The 19,646-nt window shown below is 46.6% G+C and carries 16 protein-coding genes; 11 read left to right on the top strand and 5 right to left on the bottom strand.

The window, feature by feature from the left end:
* The first annotated feature begins 7 nt into the window (after positions 1 to 7).
* The 7 genes from C7475_RS20985 (at position 8) to C7475_RS20955 (ending at position 7,805) form a co-directional block, all read left to right on the top strand.
* A complete protein-coding gene (locus tag C7475_RS20985; RefSeq protein ID WP_110055344.1) occupies positions 8 to 781 on the top strand; it encodes a 3'-5' exonuclease in 774 nt (257 codons plus the stop codon).
* Between the two features lie 69 nt (positions 782 to 850).
* Positions 851 to 1,597 carry a polyprenol monophosphomannose synthase gene (locus C7475_RS20980; RefSeq protein WP_110055343.1) on the top strand — a complete coding sequence of 249 codons (747 nt, stop codon included), beginning with the start codon at positions 851 to 853 and terminating at the stop codon, positions 1,595 to 1,597.
* Between the two features lie 7 nt (positions 1,598 to 1,604).
* A complete protein-coding gene (locus C7475_RS20975) occupies positions 1,605 to 2,486 on the top strand; it encodes a DMT family transporter (RefSeq protein ID WP_110055342.1) in 882 nt (293 codons plus the stop codon).
* 61 nt (positions 2,487 to 2,547) lie between these two features.
* On the top strand, positions 2,548 to 5,310 hold the full coding sequence (locus tag C7475_RS20970) for a S9 family peptidase (RefSeq protein WP_233259912.1): 2,763 nt from the start codon (positions 2,548 to 2,550) through the stop codon (positions 5,308 to 5,310).
* A gap of 201 nt (positions 5,311 to 5,511) precedes the next feature.
* A complete protein-coding gene (locus C7475_RS20965; protein ID WP_146217609.1) occupies positions 5,512 to 6,336 on the top strand; it encodes a DUF6597 domain-containing transcriptional factor in 825 nt (274 codons plus the stop codon).
* Between the two features lie 20 nt (positions 6,337 to 6,356).
* Complete coding sequence (locus C7475_RS20960; RefSeq protein WP_110055339.1) at positions 6,357 to 6,944, top strand: cupin domain-containing protein; 588 nt, start codon at positions 6,357 to 6,359, stop codon at positions 6,942 to 6,944.
* 246 nt (positions 6,945 to 7,190) lie between these two features.
* Positions 7,191 to 7,805 carry a DUF4230 domain-containing protein gene (locus C7475_RS20955; protein ID WP_110055428.1) on the top strand — a complete coding sequence of 205 codons (615 nt, stop codon included), beginning with the start codon at positions 7,191 to 7,193 and terminating at the stop codon, positions 7,803 to 7,805.
* A 23-nt stretch (positions 7,806 to 7,828) separates the two neighbouring features.
* On the opposite strand, the gene C7475_RS20950 is transcribed toward C7475_RS20955, so the two are convergent.
* Entirely contained in the window at positions 7,829 to 8,548 is a 720-nt protein-coding gene (locus C7475_RS20950; protein ID WP_110055338.1) for a hypothetical protein, read from the bottom strand.
* A gap of 191 nt (positions 8,549 to 8,739) precedes the next feature.
* On the opposite strand from C7475_RS20950, the gene C7475_RS20945 reads away from it, so the two are divergent.
* Positions 8,740 to 9,066 carry an RNA-binding protein gene (locus C7475_RS20945; RefSeq protein ID WP_089832925.1) on the top strand — a complete coding sequence of 109 codons (327 nt, stop codon included), beginning with the start codon at positions 8,740 to 8,742 and terminating at the stop codon, positions 9,064 to 9,066.
* 333 nt (positions 9,067 to 9,399) lie between these two features.
* Here C7475_RS20945 and C7475_RS20940 read toward each other — a convergent pair whose 3' ends face one another.
* The 4 genes from C7475_RS20940 to C7475_RS20925 all read right to left on the bottom strand — a co-directional run bounded on the left by C7475_RS20940 (position 9,400) and on the right by C7475_RS20925 (position 13,011).
* Positions 9,400 to 10,797, bottom strand: coding sequence for a dihydrolipoamide acetyltransferase family protein (locus C7475_RS20940; protein WP_110055337.1), 1,398 nt, complete (start codon positions 10,795 to 10,797; stop codon positions 9,400 to 9,402).
* A gap of 42 nt (positions 10,798 to 10,839) precedes the next feature.
* Complete coding sequence (locus C7475_RS20935; RefSeq protein WP_110055336.1) at positions 10,840 to 12,096, bottom strand: CinA family nicotinamide mononucleotide deamidase-related protein; 1,257 nt, start codon at positions 12,094 to 12,096, stop codon at positions 10,840 to 10,842.
* Between the two features lie 2 nt (positions 12,097 to 12,098).
* Complete coding sequence (locus tag C7475_RS20930) at positions 12,099 to 12,518, bottom strand: thioesterase family protein (RefSeq protein ID WP_110055427.1); 420 nt, start codon at positions 12,516 to 12,518, stop codon at positions 12,099 to 12,101.
* Between the two features lie 85 nt (positions 12,519 to 12,603).
* Positions 12,604 to 13,011 carry a DoxX family protein gene (locus C7475_RS20925; protein WP_110055335.1) on the bottom strand — a complete coding sequence of 136 codons (408 nt, stop codon included), beginning with the start codon at positions 13,009 to 13,011 and terminating at the stop codon, positions 12,604 to 12,606.
* 520 nt (positions 13,012 to 13,531) lie between these two features.
* Between C7475_RS20925 and C7475_RS20920 the strand changes: the two genes are divergently transcribed.
* The 3 genes from C7475_RS20920 (at position 13,532) to C7475_RS20910 (ending at position 19,525) form a co-directional block, all read left to right on the top strand.
* Positions 13,532 to 16,603, top strand: a complete 3,072-nt coding sequence (locus C7475_RS20920; RefSeq protein ID WP_110055334.1) for a tetratricopeptide repeat protein — start codon at positions 13,532 to 13,534, stop codon at positions 16,601 to 16,603.
* A gap of 17 nt (positions 16,604 to 16,620) precedes the next feature.
* Positions 16,621 to 18,270 carry a hypothetical protein gene (locus C7475_RS20915; protein ID WP_110055333.1) on the top strand — a complete coding sequence of 550 codons (1,650 nt, stop codon included), beginning with the start codon at positions 16,621 to 16,623 and terminating at the stop codon, positions 18,268 to 18,270.
* A 148-nt stretch (positions 18,271 to 18,418) separates the two neighbouring features.
* Positions 18,419 to 19,525, top strand: a complete 1,107-nt coding sequence (locus C7475_RS20910) for a hypothetical protein (protein WP_255412660.1) — start codon at positions 18,419 to 18,421, stop codon at positions 19,523 to 19,525.
* The last annotated feature ends 121 nt before the right edge of the window (positions 19,526 to 19,646 follow it).

Below are 19,646 nucleotides of genomic sequence, written 5' to 3'. Positions count from 1 at the left end.
ATTAGTCATGCCCTCTTTGCAACTTAAAAGGCCCCTGGCCGTAATTGATCTGGAGACGACCGGCACCAATGTGGCTACGGACCGTATTATTGAAATTGCTATCATTAAGGTATTCCCTGACAAGACTACCCAATCCAAGGTGAAAAGAATTCACCCCGGCATGCCTATTCCTGCTTCCTCTACTGCTATACACGGTATCGGTGATGAGGATATCAAGGACTGTCCTACCTTCAAACAATGTGCGAACGAACTGCGCCAGTACCTCGACAACTGCGATCTGGCCGGTTATAATTCCAACCGTTTCGATATTCCACTGCTGGTAGAAGAATTCCTGCGGGCAGGCCTTGAATTTGACGTGAAAGACCGCAAGTTCATTGACGTCCAGAAGATCTTCCACCTGATGGAAAAACGTACGCTCAGCGCTGCCTATAAGTTCTATTGCGATAAGAACCTCGAGAATGCGCACAGCGCTGAAGCAGACGCCCTCGCTACCTACGAGATCCTGGAAGCGCAGCTGACCCGCTATGAGCAGCTGCAGTCAGAGGTAGGCCCGCTGGCAGATTTCACAAAAGAGGATGATTATGTGGACTTTGCGAGACGTATGGTCATGCAGAATGGCCAGGAAGTATTCAATTTTGGCAAATATAAAGGAAGGCCTGTAAGGGAGGTATTAAAAATAGAACCTCAGTATTATGATTGGATGATGAAAGCTGATTTTCCGCTGAATACCAAGCAGAAACTCACAGAAATCTATCATAGTATGATGTTAAAAAAGATTTAATATTTATAAAAGCCATACTTTATTTAGTGTTTACACTAATTTCGCACTCCTAAAACAACATTTGCTAGATTGGAAAAGCTCGTCATAATTCCCACGTACAATGAGAAGGATAATATCCGTAACATCATTGACGCGGTATTTGCCCTGCAGCAAAACTTTCATATACTGATCGTGGACGATGGTTCGCCCGATGGTACCGGTAATATTGTTAGGAATTTGCAGCAGACCCATTCCGGCGAATTGTTCCTGGTGGAAAGAAGCGGTAAACAGGGATTAGGTACTGCCTATATCCACGGCTTTAAATGGGCGCTCGAAAAGGGATATCAGTACATCTTTGAGATGGATGCTGACTTTTCCCACAACCCATCCGATCTTGTCAGGCTGTATGACGCCTGTGCAAAACAAGGTGGCGACGTTTCTGTAGGCTCCCGCTATGTAAAAGGCGGCAGAACGGAAAACTGGCCCTGGGACAGGGCTGTACTCTCATACGGCGCTTCCGTATATGTACGCCTCGTTACCTGGATAAGGGTAAAAGATGCTACTGCCGGTTTCGTATGTTATAAGAGACAAGTACTGGAAGCAATTAACCTGGATGCTATCCGTTTCGTAGGATATGCCTTCCAGATAGAAATGAAATTCACGGCCTGGAAGCTGGGCTTCAAAATAAAAGAAGTTCCCATCACTTTCAAGGACCGTAAAGAAGGATATTCCAAAATGAGTAAAGGCATTGTGAAGGAAGGAATACTGGGAGTACTCAAAATTCAATGGGAAAGCCTGTTCCGCAAGTATGAAAGACGCGTAAGAAACAGCGAATAAGCGGACAATGAAAAAAGCACTGATACAATTACACCTGTCGGTATTTCTGGCAGGTTTTACGGGTATATTAGGAAAACTGATCACCCTCAATGAAGGTATGCTTGTTTGGTACAGGCTCCTTTTTACCGTCATCACTCTCTACGTCATTTTCCGGTGGAGGAAGATGCTCTCCAAACTTTCTTTTAAACAGATCGTCCCTATCGGCCTCACAGGCATGGTAGTAGTGCTGCACTGGCTGTTTTTCTATGCCAGCATCAAATATTCAAACGTTTCCATTGGCGTAGTGTGTTTTGCCCTCACCAGTCTGTTCACCGCAGCCCTTGATCCGCTGATCAACCGGTACAGGGTAGATAAGATCGAACTTTTGCTCAGCGGCATCACGCTTTGCGGCATTTTCCTGATCTTCCATTTCGACGTGCAATACCGTACAGGTATCATCCTGGGTGTCATTTCCGCTTTGTTTGCGGCCTTGTTCACCATCTTCAATAAACGCCTGATCGCCAAATACGACACACCAACGATTACGTTTTATGAGCTCTCTGTTGGCTGGGTAGGGCTCACGCTGATCATGCCCGTTTACCTGTATTTCTTCCCGCAGCCACTGAGCCTGCCTTCGGTTACTGATCTCAGCTACCTGCTGATCCTGGCCTGGGCCTGCACCGTGTGTATGTATATGCTGCTGATGAATGCCCTGACAAAGATCTCTCCCTTCACTGTAAACCTGACCTTTAACCTGGAACCGGTGTACAGTATTGTGATGGCCTTTATTCTTTTTCATGAGAACAGGGAGCTGACTTACGCGTTCTATATTGGCCTTGCCTGCATTGTATTGTCAGTAGTTTTACAGATGACCAGAGTAACGCGGAATATACGGCAATCTCATGCCTGATTTCGACCGCCTATCCGCAATTTTCCCATAAGTAAATACCAATTTTCCTATTTTAGAACACATGAAGCAAATCATGTGTGCCGCCGCTTTTACCGGCCTCTCCTTAATAACCTATGCGCAACAGCCAGCTAAAAAGCCGCTCGATCATTCCGTATATGATAGCTGGCAAAGCATCGGCAGTAAAGCCATCAGTAACAACGGTCAGTGGATCGTGTATACTGTCACTCCACAGGAAGGCGACGCCTCCCTCGTTATTTACAACAGCAAGAACGGGCAACGCCTCGAAGTGCCCCGTGGCAGCAATCCTGTGATCACAGAAGACAGCCGCTATGCCATCTTCGCTATCAAGCCTCCCTTTGCTGTAGTACGACAGGCAAAGATCAAAAAGAAGAAACCTGCCGACATGCCTAAAGATTCCCTGGGTATCGTTACGCTGGGCAATAACGACATTTATAAAGTCCCTGCCGTAAGGTCTTTCAGAACGCCTGAAAAAGGCAGCGGCGTAGTCGCCTATCTGAAAGAAAAACCGCAGGCAGATACCGCCAGTGGTCATCTTGTCGTATACTACCTGGATAAAAAATCCGCAGATACCATCAGAAACGTACAGGATTACCTGTTCAGCAAACCGGGTAACCGCCTGCTGGCAGAGACTGTGTCGGATAAAAAAGATTCTCTCTCAAAACCGGCAGTACTCTTATGGGACGTAACTGCTCATAAAGCAGATACACTGAGCCGTGGCACCGCCCTCCGCAAACAGTTTGCCTTCGATGAAAAAGGCGAACAGGCGGCATGGTGCAGCTCCCGCGATAGTGCCAAAGCCCTGCAACAATTTTACTCATTGTACTATTACAGACCCGGCCAGGACAGCGGCGTAATTACGGCCGACAGGAGCACCCGTGTTTTCCCGAACAACTGGTCTGTCAGCGTCGATGGCAAAGTATGGTTCAGCAAAAACGGTCAGCGGTTATTCTTTGGTACCGCTCCTGTCAAACCTCCGAAGGATACCAACATAGTCGACTTTGAAGTGGCAAAAGTGGATATCTGGAATTACCAGGATGATTACCTGCAACCCATGCAGCTGAAGAATGCAGAGAAGGAACTGAAAAGAAGTTATCTGGCGGTATATTATCCCGGCAATAAACAGATCGTGCAACTGGCCGACAAAGACATGGAAAGTATCAGTGTTGCAGACGAAGGCAACAGTCCCTATGCGGTAGGTTATACCGACAAAGGGCAACGCCTCGCCATGCAGTGGACGGGCCATTCCCTGAAAACCAGCTACCTCGTGAACCTGGAAAACGGCAACCGTAAGTTATTACAGCAAACCCTTGATAGTATCAGCCGAATATCCCCTGCCGGACGTTACATCACATGGTATAACCTCCAGCAGAAACAGTGGTTCGCCTATGAAACTGCTACAGGCATTACCAGGAATATCACAGAGAAGATCCCCGTTTCTTTTGCTGAAGAAGATGATGATCATCCGGATGCTCCAGGCCCTTATGGCATGGCAGGATGGCTGGAAGACGATAAGGCTGTTTATATCTACGACAGATACGACATCTGGCAGGTCGATCCTGCCGGGAAAGCTGTTCCGCAGATGATCACCGCAGGTTATGGCCGTCAGCAGAAACTGCGTTTCCGTTACACGAAGGTGAAAAAGGAGGAACGTTTCTTTACACCCGGTCAGCAGCTGCTGTTAGAAACCTTCAATGAAACAACTAAAGAGAACGGTTTTTATACGGCCCCCAGCACCTTCAAAAAGGCCCCTTTAAAGCCCGAACTCCTCGTCATGGGACCATATACCTTCGGCGACCCGGAAAAGGCTGAAAACGCCGGAAATTACATTTTCACCAAAGCCAGTTATATACAGTCGCCCGATCTTTATACCGGCGCTTCACTGGCAAAAGCTGAACAGATCAGCCACATCAATCCGCAACAGCAGCAATACAACTGGGGTACGGCCGAGCTTTTCAAATGGACTGCTTACAACGGCAAGCCCGCTGAAGGTATCCTCTACAAACCCGAGGATTTCGACAGTACGAAGAAGTACCCTGTATTGCTGTATTTCTATGAGAAGCTGACAGATGGTTTGTATAATTATGTGCCACCCGCTCCCACTCCTTCCAGGCTTAATATATCTTTCTTTGTAAGCCGTGGCTATCTTGTGCTTGCACCGGATATCACCTATGAGAACGGTTATCCTGGACAGGGTGCTTACGACTACGTAGTAAGCGGCGCCCGCGCAGTAGCAAGCCATTCCTGGGCTGACAGTCTGAACATGGGCATCCAGGGCCAAAGCTGGGGCGGCTACCAGGTAGCATACCTGATCACCCGTACCTCTCTTTTCAAGGCTGCCTGGGCCGGCGCCCCTGTAGCGAATATGACCAGCGCCTATGGCGGCATCCGCTGGGAAAGCGGCATGAACCGTCAGTTCCAGTACGAACGTTCACAGAGCCGTATCGGCGCCACACTGTGGGAAAAGCCGGAGCTGTATATGCAGAACTCCCCTCTTTTCCAACTGCCTGCAGTAACTACTCCGCTGGCTATTATGAGTAACGATGCAGATGGAGCTGTACCCTGGTACCAGGGCATTGAGCTGTTCACCGGTCTGCGTCGTCTTGGCAAAAAAGTATGGATGCTGAACTACAACAACGAGGCGCACAACCTGGTACAGCGTCAGAACCGTAAAGATATTCAGCGCCGTGAGCAGCAGTTCTTTGATCATTTCCTTAAAAATGCGCCTATGCCGGAATGGATGGAGAAAGGAGTTCCGGCAACGGACAAGGGAAAAAATTGGGGCTGGGAAACGGCGGAGCAATAAGAGACTTCAAACTAAAAGGTCAACTTCTATAACAGTCGTTGACCTTTTGGTTTGTAGGCGCTCCTCGAACCGCCTGTCTTTCAACCTACTCAAATTAATTTTTTTTATATACTTACAAACCACTAAGTTTGTATAAGAAATGAAGACCTGATTCAGATTTCGTGGATGTTTTGCATATCTGATAACCTTATACATGTTCCTATGAATTTCCGTATCTACCAACCGGCAACTTCGCTGGCACCGTATGTTAAGCAGTATTATCATTTACAAAGCGCTAATAATGGATTGATCAACCTGCCTCAGAACCTTTTCTCCCTCGGAGATCTTTACATGGTATTTCTGCAGGAAGGAGAAGTGATCTTCCAGCCATCTCAGCACGCTTCTTTTACTTTACCGGAGGCTTCCGTAGTAGGACATTTTACCTGTCATCATCAGATCAGGGTAAAAGGCCCCGTAAAAATGACCGTGATCCAGCTGAACGCCTATGGCTGCTACAGGCTGGCAGGTCTGGATATGTCATCCTTCAATAACTACTTCCGTGATCTGCAGAAGCAGGACCGTGAATGCTGGAAGGACCTGGCAGATAAAATAGCATCTAACGAAGATGCGACCAAACTGGATGCAGTGCTGGACAATGCATTTACCAACATGATGTGCTCACATGTACACAACCTGAAGCAGGTAGATGAAATTGCAGAATATATCATTGACCGTCAGGGATATACGAATATTGAGTGGCTGACGAAGAAATTCAAATTGTCCCGTCATACACTGGAGAGGAAGTTCATGGAAGTGATAGGGCTGACGCCGCAGTTATTTGCACGTATGCTCCGCTTCAGGGATGCGATGCGCCATATGCAGAAGATGAATGTGGAAGAATGGCAGGCGTTCATTACAAACAACGATTACTACAGTCAGGCATTATTTATACAGGATTTCCTCTTCTTCAAAGGAGAAGCACCGGTCCTGAACCAGGAAACTGCTATCGCTCAAATGCCGGTAGCGCGCCCTGTAGCCGTGGCGTAACAAGACTTTGGACTAAAAAAATGAAAAATAAGAGAGCCGCCTCGTTCACGGGACGGCTTTTTCATTATGACTATTTTCCTTTCTTTTGTATCATGTACACACCTAGACACAACGCTGCTTACTGGCGCGAACACCTGCGCTTACAGTCCCATGTAGAAGGGGGCGCATTCAGAGAAACCTATCGTTCCTCCTGGGAATTTAAACGATCTGAGTTGCCGGACGCGATGAAAGGCGACCGCAATGCCTCGACAGCAATCTATTTCCTGCTGGAAGACGGCCAGTTCTCCGGGTTCCATCGTATTGCGGCCGATGAGATGTGGCATTTTTATGATGGACATTCCCTGGTTATCTACGATATTGATCCACAGGGAGGGTTAACGGTCCACAAACTGGGCCTGAATATAGAAGATGGAGAGCAACCTCAATTGGTGATCAGGGCCGGTCACTGGTTTGCATCCCGTACTGAGGTACCTGGCGGTTTTGCCCTGGTAGGCTGCACCGTTGCCCCGGGCTTCGATTTCGCTGATTTTGAAATGGCTACGAAGGCTGGCCTGCAAGCGTTATACCCACAACATAGTGAGCTGATCGCCTCTCTTGTGTATAGTTAATACAGGCTGATAAGGATCAGCTATGGACTATCAGCCATAAATATTATATTCGCTTTTGATCGTCGGGGTACTTACTTAAGTGAGTTGTAACTTATAATTTAAAAAACACAACGCTCTACCAACTGTATGTCAGGGCTATGGCCCAACGTTTGTAGACTTTTGCATACATTACTAACTAACAAACATCATCACTATGGACCTATGTTCCGCTATGGACTGCGGTCCGCAGCAACTATCTCTTCCGTTATGAAAAGATTCTTTCGTTTCGTTTTTTTCCTGTCCCTGGCAATCCTGCTATTCTGGCTGGGCAAACAATTTGGTAGTAAAAGTGTAAATCAGAGCATTCTTTCCAACAGCCAGATCGTACGTGAGATCGCAGAACTGGCCAGTCTTGAAGTACAGGGTAATGCCACTATCAAACGTAGTAATATCGCTGATGACGGAGAGTGGACCACGAACCTCAAAAAGGCTTTTCTGGAGAATACCATCTGGGTATCTATCCCCTACCTGGCTAAATATGGCATCAATGCAGATGAGAAGAATTTCCATATAACAGTGTCAGATAAGAAGATCACCATTAACTTGCCGCAACCCAAACTACTGAGTTACGAACTGAAGGTAGATAAAATGGAAACGTCCAACAGGAAAGGCTGGTTCCTGTTCCAAGATGATGAAACCTATACCGATGTGCAGAAGAAGCTGTATCAGTCTTCCCGCGATCAGCTGGAGAATAACAATCTGTACATTAATCAGTCAAAAGAGAAACTCACCAAGATCATCAGGCAGTATTATGAGCCTTTCCTTCATGATCATGAGCTGGAAATTACGTTCGGCAACAGCGCGCCGGTATTATTGAATTGATAAAAAATAAGTCGTTATCCTGCTTAGGCGGCATTGGTGGCAATGTATTTCACCAGGGACCGCTTGGCAATGGGCAGTAAAGTCTCTGTTACCGGAAATACCAGGTTTGTATCAATGCGGTATACTGCAGGGGTAGGCAATTCTTTACGCTGCCGTACAAGGCTTGTTTTAATATGTTCACAGGTATGCACCAGGTCTTTGGTGTATGTGTCGAGGTATTGAGTATGGATACCACGGTACTTTTCATCGTGGCGCTCGAAAATGCTTAACCTGTACTCATAGACAATAACATCCTGATAGCGGCCGTCACAAAGGAAGAAGTAGCCTTCCTGCGTGTCCAGCGGGATCAGTCCTACCGGTGAAATGTTCAGGCTTTCTTCTACAAATTCATAGATCTCCGTGCCTTCACGGATGGCACTATTCATCTTTTGAATAGCGTACTGGATGATAGTTTCCAGTTCCTGCATCAGTTCATCGTCGGCAATGATCTGTTCATAAAGCAGTTGCAGGCGCTCCATATTCACGGCAGTAAGGCGTTTGGGGAACTGCTGCTGAAGGAACTGTTTGTTTTCCCTGAAAGACAGCAGGTTGTTGTAATGGAAGATAACGTCCCCCAGCTGCGGATACAGCTTGTTTTCATTGAAATAACGGGTTATTTGCTGCAGGTAAGCAAGTAGGGTATACTTTTTCTGCTCAAAGTCGATATAACCATCAGCAAACCACGTCTCACTCAGGCTACTCATATCAAAAGAATTTAATGGATTATACCTATTAATTTACAAAAAATCAGGCAACTATCCATAAAACGGAAGTGGTAATTCCCGCCACTGTTAACGGTATATTTACTTTATGAAATAATTTCCGGGGGCGATGTATTTATTGAACTTATTTGTTTATCTTCAATATTATTTTTCATTTTTTTAATTTTTTAGTCATGAACATTTACGTAGCCAACCTGCACTACAGGTTGAACGATGAAGACCTTCACCAGATATTTAGCGAATTTGGAGAGGTTACTTCCGCTAAAATTATCAAGGACCATGAGACTGGCCGTTCACGCGGTTTCGGATTCGTGGAGATGCCCAACCAGGAAGAAGGTAGCAAGGCTATGGATAGTTTGAACGGTACTGAAATCGAAGGCAAACAACTGATGGTAAACGAAGCAAGACCTAAACAACCGAATAATAACTCAAGAGGTGGTGGATTTAATCGCGGTGGCGGCGGTGGATACGGCGGCGGCGGCGGCCGTGGTCGTTATTAATTCTGTTGGCCAAAGCTTATCTCGGTCAAGAAATTGAAAAAGGCTCCTGCAAAGGAGCTTTTTTTATGCCTGCAAGTTTCTCTTACATTGTTCCACGATGTCTTGTATTGCCCTTCTATACAGGGAATTACAACATAGTTCCTACAAAAAAATTACGAATGACAAATACAGCTTCACGATTGTCATCGTCCTTGTATTTATCATTCGTAATAAATATCTATACACGGGTTATGATATGTGTTGCGCCAGTATTCCGGCAAAACACCGTTAACCGCAGTTCCCCCCACATATACTACCTATAGATGCAGCGCCTCAACGAAGCATCATTTAAAGTTAGTAGCTCCTGTTCTCGTCAAAATTCTCCAGTTCCTGTGCTACTGCACTCAGGAAGGTAGAACCCAATGCGCCATCCACGATACGGTGATCGTAAGACAGTGACAGGTACATCATATGACGGATGGCGATAGTATCACCATGAGATGTTTCAATTACAACAGGGCGTTTTTTGATAGCGCCTACTGCCAGGATAGCCACCTGCGGTTGATTGATGATCGGCGTACCTGCCAGGCTGCCAAAGGTGCCCACGTTGGTCAGGGTAATGGTGCCGTTCTGTGTATCATCTGGTTTCAGGCGGTTCTGACGGGCTGCATTAGCCAGCTGGTTTACCTGACGCGTCAGGCCTACCAGGTTAAGCATGTCAGCATTACGGATCACCGGAACGATCAGGTTACCTGTAGGCAAAGCCGTTGCCATACCGATGTTGATGTCTTTCTTCACAATGATCTTATCGCCGTCCAGTGAACTGTTTAACAGCGGGAAACGTTTGATGCACTTTATCATCGCTTCAATGAAAAGCGGTGTAAAAGTGATCTTCTCTCCTTCTCTCTTTTCGAAATCCTTCTTCACCTGATCACGCCATTTCACCATATTGGTCACATCCGCTTCAGCAAAGCTGGTTACGTGGGGACTGGTATGTTTGCTACGTACCATATGCTCGGCTATCAGTTTACGCATACGGTCCATTTCGATGATCTCCACATTACCACCGTAGTTGCCGGTGCTTACCGGTGCAGACACCGGTTGAGCGCCAACACCATTACTTGTGGTAGCAGCGGGAGTTACAGCAGCAGCCGGGCGACTAACAGGTTGTTCTGCAGGTGCAGGTGCTTCTGTTCTTTGTGCTACAGGAGCGGCAACAGGGGTCAGTCCCTTGCTCTTCGCTTCTACGAAGTTCAATATATCTTTTTTGGTGACACGGCCTTCATTGCCGGTACCAGGTATTTTTTCCAATTCAGCAAAGCTGATACCTTCCTGTTGTGCAATAGTCAGCACCAGCGGAGAATAAAAACGTGCACCACTGGTTACGAACTGCGCCTCATAAGGGGCACTCACCGTTTCCTGCGAAACAGGTGCTTCTTCCCTTACTACAGCAGGAGCTTCCTGCGCAGCAGAAGGAGCAACAGGAGCAGTAGTGGTAAAACCAGCATCAGCTGCAGTGTTGATACGAGCAATGACAGTACCTACAGGTACCACGTCATTTTCTGCGAAGAGAATCTCTGTAATTTCCCCATCGGCTATAGAAGGTACTTCGCTATCCACCTTATCCGTAGCAATTTCAAGCACGGTTTCATCAGATTTCACCTGATCTCCCGGCTTCTTATGCCAGCGTAATATGGTGGCTTCCATAATACTTTCCCCCATTTTGGGCATTACCAGTTCTACAATGGCCATAAAATTGTATTTAGCGTTTTGGTACGGGAACAAAAGTAAGGTTTATACTATCAACTTCCTCAATTCATTCATCGCATAGGCTGCCGTCATGTGTATGTTATTCAACCGGTCAAAACGCAACTGGAACTTCACTGTCACCAGTTCTTTAGTACTACCGGCCGCGATCCATACCGTACCTACCGGCTTTTCCGGAGTACCGCCATCAGGCCCCATGATGCCCGATACAGCTATAACATAGTCAGTTTTTAACTGCTGCAATGCACCTATCGCCATCTCTCTTACCACTGCTTCGCTCACCGCACCATTTGTCTGTAATGTTTCCTGTTTTACGTGCAGCAATCCGCTTTTTATTTCGTTGGCATAACTTACAATACTGCCTTTATACCAGGCCGAACTTCCCGGCACCAGGGTAATACTGTGCGCAATAAACCCTCCGGTACAACTTTCCGCCGTACCTACCGTTTTGCCCTTCTCTTTCAACAAGTTGCCCAGTACTTCAGCAATAGGAAGGTCCTGATCTGCCACTGCAAAATCTGCCAGCAGCTCTTTCATCTGATGGAAGTAGATGGATAATGCGGCTGCAGTAGATAGCTTATCTATCCCGAAAGAGGTGAGCCTCAGTTTCAGCAGGCCGTAAGACGGCAGGTATGCCAGTTTGATATGTGGCGGCAAGGAGGACTCAAAGTGCGCCAGCCGTTCTGCAATGAACGACTCTCCCATGCCTGAAGTCAGCAATGTCTGGTGTACGATGGCCGGCGTCTGGAAGTATTCCTGTAAGCGTGGCAACACATGATCGGACATCAGTCCTTTCATTTCATGTGGTACGCCCGGCATAGAGACATAGACTTTTCCGTCCTTCTCGAACCACATGCCCGGCGCAGTGCCCCTGGTATTATGCAGCACTGTGGCTACATCAGGAACCAGCGCCTGGTCAACATTACGCTGAAGCGTTGGCAGGTTCCTGCTTGCGAAGAACTCCATCACCTGTAAATAGGTAGCTTCGTCCCTCACCAGCTTTCCGCCGAAATATTCACACAATACGGGTTTGGTAATATCATCAGCCGTAGGCCCCAATCCCCCCGTGATCAGAACAATATCCGATACTGCCCCTTCCCTGTCCAATGCCTCAAGGATAGCTTCCCTTACATCTCCGATGGCTACACGGCGATGTACCCATATCCCCATCGCATTCAGATGCTGGGCTATCCAGGCCGAATTCGTGTCTATTGTCTGTCCTATCAGTAGTTCATCTCCTATCGTGATGATACTTGCTAGTACCTTATCCGCTTGTACTGTCATGATTACATGCTTTTTTCAAAAAAAGGCGCCAGGCGTTCCATCATGACCGGCGGCATCCCGTACCGTAGTCTGGTATCTGCATGCAGGAATACCAGGGTAGTGACGCCTACGTTCAGCAGCTCACCCTTTTCATTATACAATTCTGTGTGGAACCGGATCTTGTGATCAACCGGCAATTCCTTCAATATAGTCTTAACTGTTATAAGATCATCATAATAAGCCGGGCGCAGGTACTTTGAGTTTAACTCCGCTACCGGCATAATGATTCCTTGTTTTTCCAGTTCAGCATAGGTAAAACCCAGCGTCCTGATGGCTTCCGCACGTCCTACTTCATAGTATAACGCATAATTGCCGTAATAAAGGTACCCCATCTGGTCCGTTTCACCATAGCGTACGCGTATCTGTGTCGTCTGTATAAACATAATATCGGTCTTATAAAGCCGATGCCTGCATTCACCGCAAAATGCATTCCGCGTTTTCCGGCGCCTGCAGGCATCTGGCATTTGATTATTTTCCTATCAGATGATCCAGGCTGTATTTACCCGGTCCTGCTACCAATATAGCGGTGAATGCAGCCAGGAACAGGATGCCCATTTCGTTTTGAGAGAATGGTACATTCTTCATTACAATAAATACTACAACACCCATGCAGATCACCAATGGTATAGCTGCAAAGCGGGTCAGTAATCCGATCACCACCAATGCTGCACAAAGCGTTTCCGCGAAGACAGTCAGCGACAGGGAGATGGTTTGCCCTATATGCAGCGGATCAGGGAAGCCACCTTTAATTTCGGAGAACTTGTTCAGTTTCGCTAATCCATGTGTGAACATTGCTGCTCCAAAAACCACGCGTAATACCAGCATGGCCAAATTTACAGCGCCGGTGTTCACACGTGAAGTAAATAGTTTACTCATAGAGAAAGTAATTTAATCCTGCAGATCTGTTTACCTTTTCCTGTTTACAGTTAAAGTTTGCAGGGACGTTTTTAAATTTAAATGAACTGGTGATAGAGTGCGCCAAAAATATGATTAATAATAAACAATTAAAACCTGTTATCAGACAATCAGGTAATTGACCCAGGCAATTATTTTCATCATCTGCAATATGCACTGAGCATCAGGCGCCGGCAACCATACCGTTACGCACAAATGCCGGATTATGTGGCGTTTAGATAAGTTGGTTTAATTCTTGCGTGTCAACACCTTAATTTCAGAGCAGCACGATCAGATCATAAGCAGGTTCCGCGTATCAGGTGCCGGTTGACCGGTTCCCGCCAGGTCCCTTCGGACGGCGTATAGCTTAATTAAATGCAATAGCTATATTTGTTGCTGTTTTTGTCTCCCTCAAAGCAATATATTATTGATTCTGAATGGAAAATAATTTCTGTTCAGGATTCGTTTTAAACGCATATTTAAGATATAACAGGTTAAAAGCATGCAATTCATAAGAAAGTTTCTTGTTCCCGGACATTGGTACTTATTCCTGGCATCTTTCTGTATACTGTCCGCACCTGTGTTAAAAGCACAGCAAACGCGCGTCTATACCGAGCCGGATAAAGTTTTCAAGGATGCCCAGCAACTTTTCCAGCAGGAAAAATATGCAGTGGCCATGCAATTGTTCCGGCAAACGATCGATAATATCAGCTATTTCCAGGAAACCAGCCGTAGCCTGGTAAGGACAGACGCACAGTATTATTATACCGTTTGTGCGCTGAAGCTGGGACAGGCCAATGCAGAAAAGCTGGCCCTCGAGTTCCTCGCTAACTATAACAACAATGCACGCGAGCAGCTTGTCAGCTATCAGCTGGCGAAGTACTACTTCCATCAGAACAAACTGAAAGAAGCTATTCCCCTGTACGAAAAAGCTAACATCGAGAACCTTTCCAACAGCGAGATCGCAGAGGCAAAATTTGAACTGGCCTACTGTTATTTCAACGTAAAAGACTTCCAGAAAGCCCAGCCCCTCTTTGGTTCCATCAAGGAGGTTCCCGGCAAATACTATCAGCCTGCCAACTACTACTACGGCTTCATCGCCTATTACAACAGGCAGTATAACGATGCGCTTACCAGCTTCCAGCGCGTTGTGGACGATCCTAAATACAGCAAGATCGTTCCCTATTACATCGCAGAGATCTATTACTTCCAGAATAAAAAAGACAAGTTGATCAGCTATGCAGAGCCCCTCGTTAAAAAAGGAGGACTCTATTATGAAGCAGAACTGAAACAACTACTGGGTCAGGCTTATTTTGAAAGAAAAGAATACCAGAAAGCACTCCCCTACCTGCAGGAGTTCCAGGACAACGCAGAAGAAGTAAGGAAAGAAGATATTTACCAGCTGTCTTACAGTTACTACCAGACCGGCAACTATTCTAAGGCCATCAATGGTTTCAAACAGCTGAGCAGCGAACAGGATTCCCTGGGACAGAACTCCATGTACCTGCTGGGCGACTGCTACCTGCGTACGAACCAGAAAGCGAATGCACGTAACGCGTTTGCCTTCTGCGCACGTAACAGCGCCAATGCACAGCAACAGGAGATCTCCCGGTTCAACTACGGCAAACTGTCTTACGAACTGGGTTACCAGGACGCTGCTATCACAGAGCTGACAAGCTTCGTTAACACCTATCCGCAGTCAACTTATAACAAAGAGGCCCGCGAGATACTGGTCAACCTGTTCCTCAACACCAATAACTATAATGATGCGTTAAGCATCATAGAGGCGATGCCTGAGAAGACACCTACCGTACTGAAAGCTTACCAGAAAGTAGCTTACGGCCGCGCCACAGAACTGATCAATGATCAGCAACTGGCGGAAGCTGACCGTTTGCTGGATGTTTCACTGAAGAATCCATACGATAAGAACCTGGTACAGCTGGCCCATTTCTGGAAAGCGGAAATTGCGATGCGTCAGAATAAAACAGATGCCGCTATCAGTCACCTGAACGTTTACCTCACTGGCAATGTACCTGCATCCGGCGAAGCCAATGGACAGACCGCCAGCTATAACATGGGTTACAGCCTGCTGAAAAAAGAAGACTATACCCGCGCCCTTCAGCACTTTGAAGCAGCACAACGCACTACCGGTCCTAATGCAGCACGTATCACCACCGATGCCGCCCTCCGTAGTGCCGACTGTTACTATATGCTGAAAGATTATCCGAAAGCAATGGCCCTGTATGACAGGATCATCAACAATAATCAGCCGGGATCAGACTATGCCACTTATCAGAAGAGTATTATCCTCGGTATCCAGGGTAAGACCAACGAAAAGGTGGCCCTCCTGAAACAACTGGGTAACAAGTTCCCTTCTTCCGGTTTTGGCAATGATGCTGACCTTGAAATTGCCAATACTTACCTGGCAGAAGAAAAATACACTGAGGCGATCCCTTACCTGGAAAACGTATTACAAAAGCAGCCTAACGGACCTAATGCACCACGTGCATTGCTGAAACTGGGCCTTTGCTATTTCAACAAGGACAATGATGATAAGGCGATCTCCTATTACCGTCAGGTGGTCGAGAAATATCCAAATTCTCCGGAAGCGAATGAGGCATTGAACGCAGTAAAAGATATTTATGTAGGACAAGGCAAAACAGATGCGTATATCGCCCTGCTGAAATCTACCGGTCAATCAGTAAGTGCTTCTGCCGAAGACTCTCTGAGTTATGCATCTGCTGAATCAAAGTTCAGCAATGGCGACTGTGCCGGCGCTACTATCGCCTTCAACAGTTACCTGCAAAAGTTCCCTAACGGCGCATTTGTACTGCCAGCCAGTTTCTACAAATCAGAATGTGCTTATAATAACAAGGACTATAACGGCGCCTTGCCTGGTTATGAGTTTGTGCTAACAAAGAACAATAGCCTGTACGCAGAGCGTGCAGCTTTACAGGCAGCCAATATCAACTTCTACCAGGTGAAGAATTATGAAAAGGCCCGCACCTATTATCTGCAGCTGCAGGACCTTTCCACCACGAAAGAGAACACCTTCGCTGCTACCCGCGGATTACTACGCAGTAACTATCTTCTGAAACATTGGGATGAAGTGAACAGCTATGCAGAGATCCTGCTGTCCAGCAGCAATATCAGTACTGACGACCAGATCATCGGGCACGCTTACCTGGGCCGTGCAGAGCAGGAACAGGGCCAGTATGACGAAGCCATCAAAGAATATAAGATAGCTGCAGGTCTGACCAAATCTGAAATAGGCGCTGAAGCCCGCTACAACCTGGCTTACTGCCTCTTGCAGAAGAATGACCTGGCAGGTGCAGAGAAAGCCGGTTTTGATGTAATTAAGAATACACCGGGATATGAAGTGTGGGTAGCTAAATCCTACATTCTGCTGGGAGATGTATATGCCCGTCAGAAAGACTATTTCAACGCAAAGGCTACCTTCCAGAGTATTGCCGAGAACTGTCCGATACCTGAACTGAAACAGGAAGCGAAGGACAAACTGGCGAAAGCTGAAGCAGAAGAAAAGGCTGCTTCCAAGATCAAATCCAATAAATAATTCCGAATTACGTTAGCATGAACGCTTATATCAAACATATTCACCGGTTCCTGGCAGTAGCAGGTTGCAGTGCGGCAGGCATACTGATGCATCAGCAGGCATACGCACAGGAAACACTGAAAGAGGAAACAATTGATATCATTTCCAATTACCGCCCGAAATTGCGGGATGCGGCTAAACTGAACCTGACAGCTTCCCTGCCCGGTTTTGATACTACCCGTCCGCGTCTGCAATACCAGGTACCGGCACTGAACCTGTATTTCATGTACCAGCCTATTCCGCTTAAACCGTTAGCGCTGGGTAAAGACTCACTGAGCCAGTTACAGAACAACTTTATCAAAGCCGGTTATGGTAATCTCAGCACGCCGTTGATACAGGCGGGTTTTGGTACCGGGAGGCAGGAAAAATATAACTTCGGATTGTATGTGAATTACACATCCTCCAAAGGAGATATCAAGAACCAGGACTATAGCGCGCTCAATATCCTGGGTTCAGGCACTTATTTCACTCCCCTGTGGGAAGTGAACGGCAGTATCGGATATGACCGTAATCAGGTGCATTACTATGGTTATGATCATGCGCAACTGGAATTCAGCAAGAACGATGTCAAGCAGGCCTTCAACCAGTTCACAGCAACGATAGGCGCTAAGAACAGGACCCTGAACGACTGGGCATTTAAGTTTGAGCCATCCGCCAAATTCATCTACTTCAGCGATTCCTATAAACGTAAAGAACCTACTGCGATCTTCAAGATCCCGGTATCCAAGCAGCTGTTTGAGGATGTTTACCTGAGAGCTGAAGGTATCTTTGACCTGTCTTCCTTCAAAGAAGACGATCATGAGCAGATCAATAATAACGTGGTGGCCATTCATCCGGCACTGGAGATCATCAAGCCGCGTTTCATGTTACATGCAGGTGTGAACCCTACATGGACCAACAGCAAGTTCTATCTGCTGCCAGATATCGTGAACGAAACACACATCATCTATAAAAAGGTGATCTTAAGCAGTGGATGGATGTCTTATGTTAATAAGAACAGCTACCGTAACCTGGCCAATCAGAATCCGTTCATCGGCAGTTACGGCGAAGGTATCCTGAACACAAGGGTGGAAGAGAAATATACTGGGATCAAGGGGTCACTGGGTAGCCATTTTAACTATAATACCAAGTTTGCTGCATTAACCTGGCATAACCTGCCGTTGTTTGTGAATGACAGCATAGACGGTAAGACCTTCTATACGAAGAACGAGGAAGAGTTAAAAGCCTTCAACCTGCATGCAGAGGTAGGTTATATACAGGAAGAGAAGTTCCAGATGAGATTAGCATTCGACTGGTTCAACTATAACAAGCAGAAATCCGAGATCAAGCCATGGGGCCTGATCCCCTTCCAGGCAGACGCTTTCGCGCAATATACCATTGCTAAGAAGCTGCACCTGAACGCGAACCTGTATTACCTGGGAGGTACTTACTACCAGGTATTTGCCACACAGGATTTCGACAAAACTAAGGGTAAATGGGATCTTAGCGCAGGCGCCAACTATGATATCGGCAAAAACTTCAACATCTGGGTGAACGCCAATAATCTGTTTAATTCCAAATACCAGCGTTGGTTCGGTTACCCGACCTACGGACTGAATGTATTGGGAGGCGTGATGATTAAATTTTAAAATCGTACAATTGCACCTAGTAAACGGGAATTAAGGACGAGGAAATTGAATACGGACAATATATTACCCCAATTCCTAATCCTTAATTCCTGATTTCAATTTCGTTCGAGGAGAGAGTCATTTTATAATAATAGGAATATCTACGTAATTGGTACTACAGCAATACATAACAGAAATTTTGTTCAGGCAGCATACATGCTGTCTGCCCCAACTAGGCGTGTTCAAACTAACACATACCCCCGCGCGTTACGATGTCACCAATAAAACCATTTCTCCTCCCGGAGAGATCATCACTTTTGAGGAAACGTTGACAAACGACGGAGGTCTTGTGGAATGGATCTCGCAGAAGGAACTCCTGGTACCTGCTATCGCGCAGCTCAAAATGGAGAAGTATATAGATGAATTCAAGCAGGTCCTCAAAAAGGGTGAGCCTGTTATCATACCAGGTGTGGGAAAATTGCAGGCAAATGTGGTAGGCAGGATCTCCTTTGAACAGGAACCGCCTGCTATAACCAGAGATGTGTTACATGTCAGTCCGGTGATCAGACAGGATGCCAGCCATAAGGTAACAGTTGGGACTAAGGAAGTGGTGAATAAGCAGGTGGTAGACCATCTGACGGCTTCACGGTCATCTTCATCCTCTTCAGCTTCGACCTCACCTGCGGCGTCAACACCTGCACCAGTGGTACCAGCTTCCGATCAGGGAGTTAAACCACCGGCTACCGCGACTCCTGCGGCAACTGAAGATTATGAATTTGACGGATATACCAGGGAAATCCCTTCTAAACTGCGCTGGCTGTGGATCGCTATTCCGGTAGCCTGCGTCGTTACTGCCGGGATAGTATGGTGGTCAGTCAACAGGAACAGACCTGAGATCACCAGGGCAGAAAGTGCAGTTCCTCCTGTACCGGTAGAGGCAGTGCCTGTCCAGGTAGAAAGAGCTGCTGACAGTGTTGCCAAGGCTGCAGCAGCTGCAGCTGCACCGACTACGCAGGAGTACAACGTTATTTTTCAGGTTTTTAAAACCAGAAAAGCTGGTGAGAACATGTATAATAAACGACTTGGATGGAAACAACCTGTAGTGCTCAGAGCTAATAGGGATTCCACATTATTCATGCTGGGCGAGCACTTCCAGACCCCAACGGGCGATACCACCGCCATGAAAGATTCCGTATCTAAAAAATACGGTGCGACCATCGTACCTTTCCTCGAGTTCAGTAAGCTCACCGAAGAGGACAGGAAAGCCTGGAAGTGAGAACAGACAGATATTTAATGATAAAAGAGATCGGGGTAAGGTTTCCAGAACAAAGGAAATCCTACCCCGATCTCTTTTATATCAAACTTTAGTGGATGTCGTTAAAGAACAGCTGTCTGGC

The sequence above is a fragment of the Chitinophaga sp. S165 genome, from assembly GCF_003182155.1.
In the GTDB taxonomy this organism is placed as follows: Bacteria; Bacteroidota; Bacteroidia; order Chitinophagales; family Chitinophagaceae; genus Chitinophaga.
This window is presented reverse-complemented; position numbering and strand designations above follow the sequence as displayed.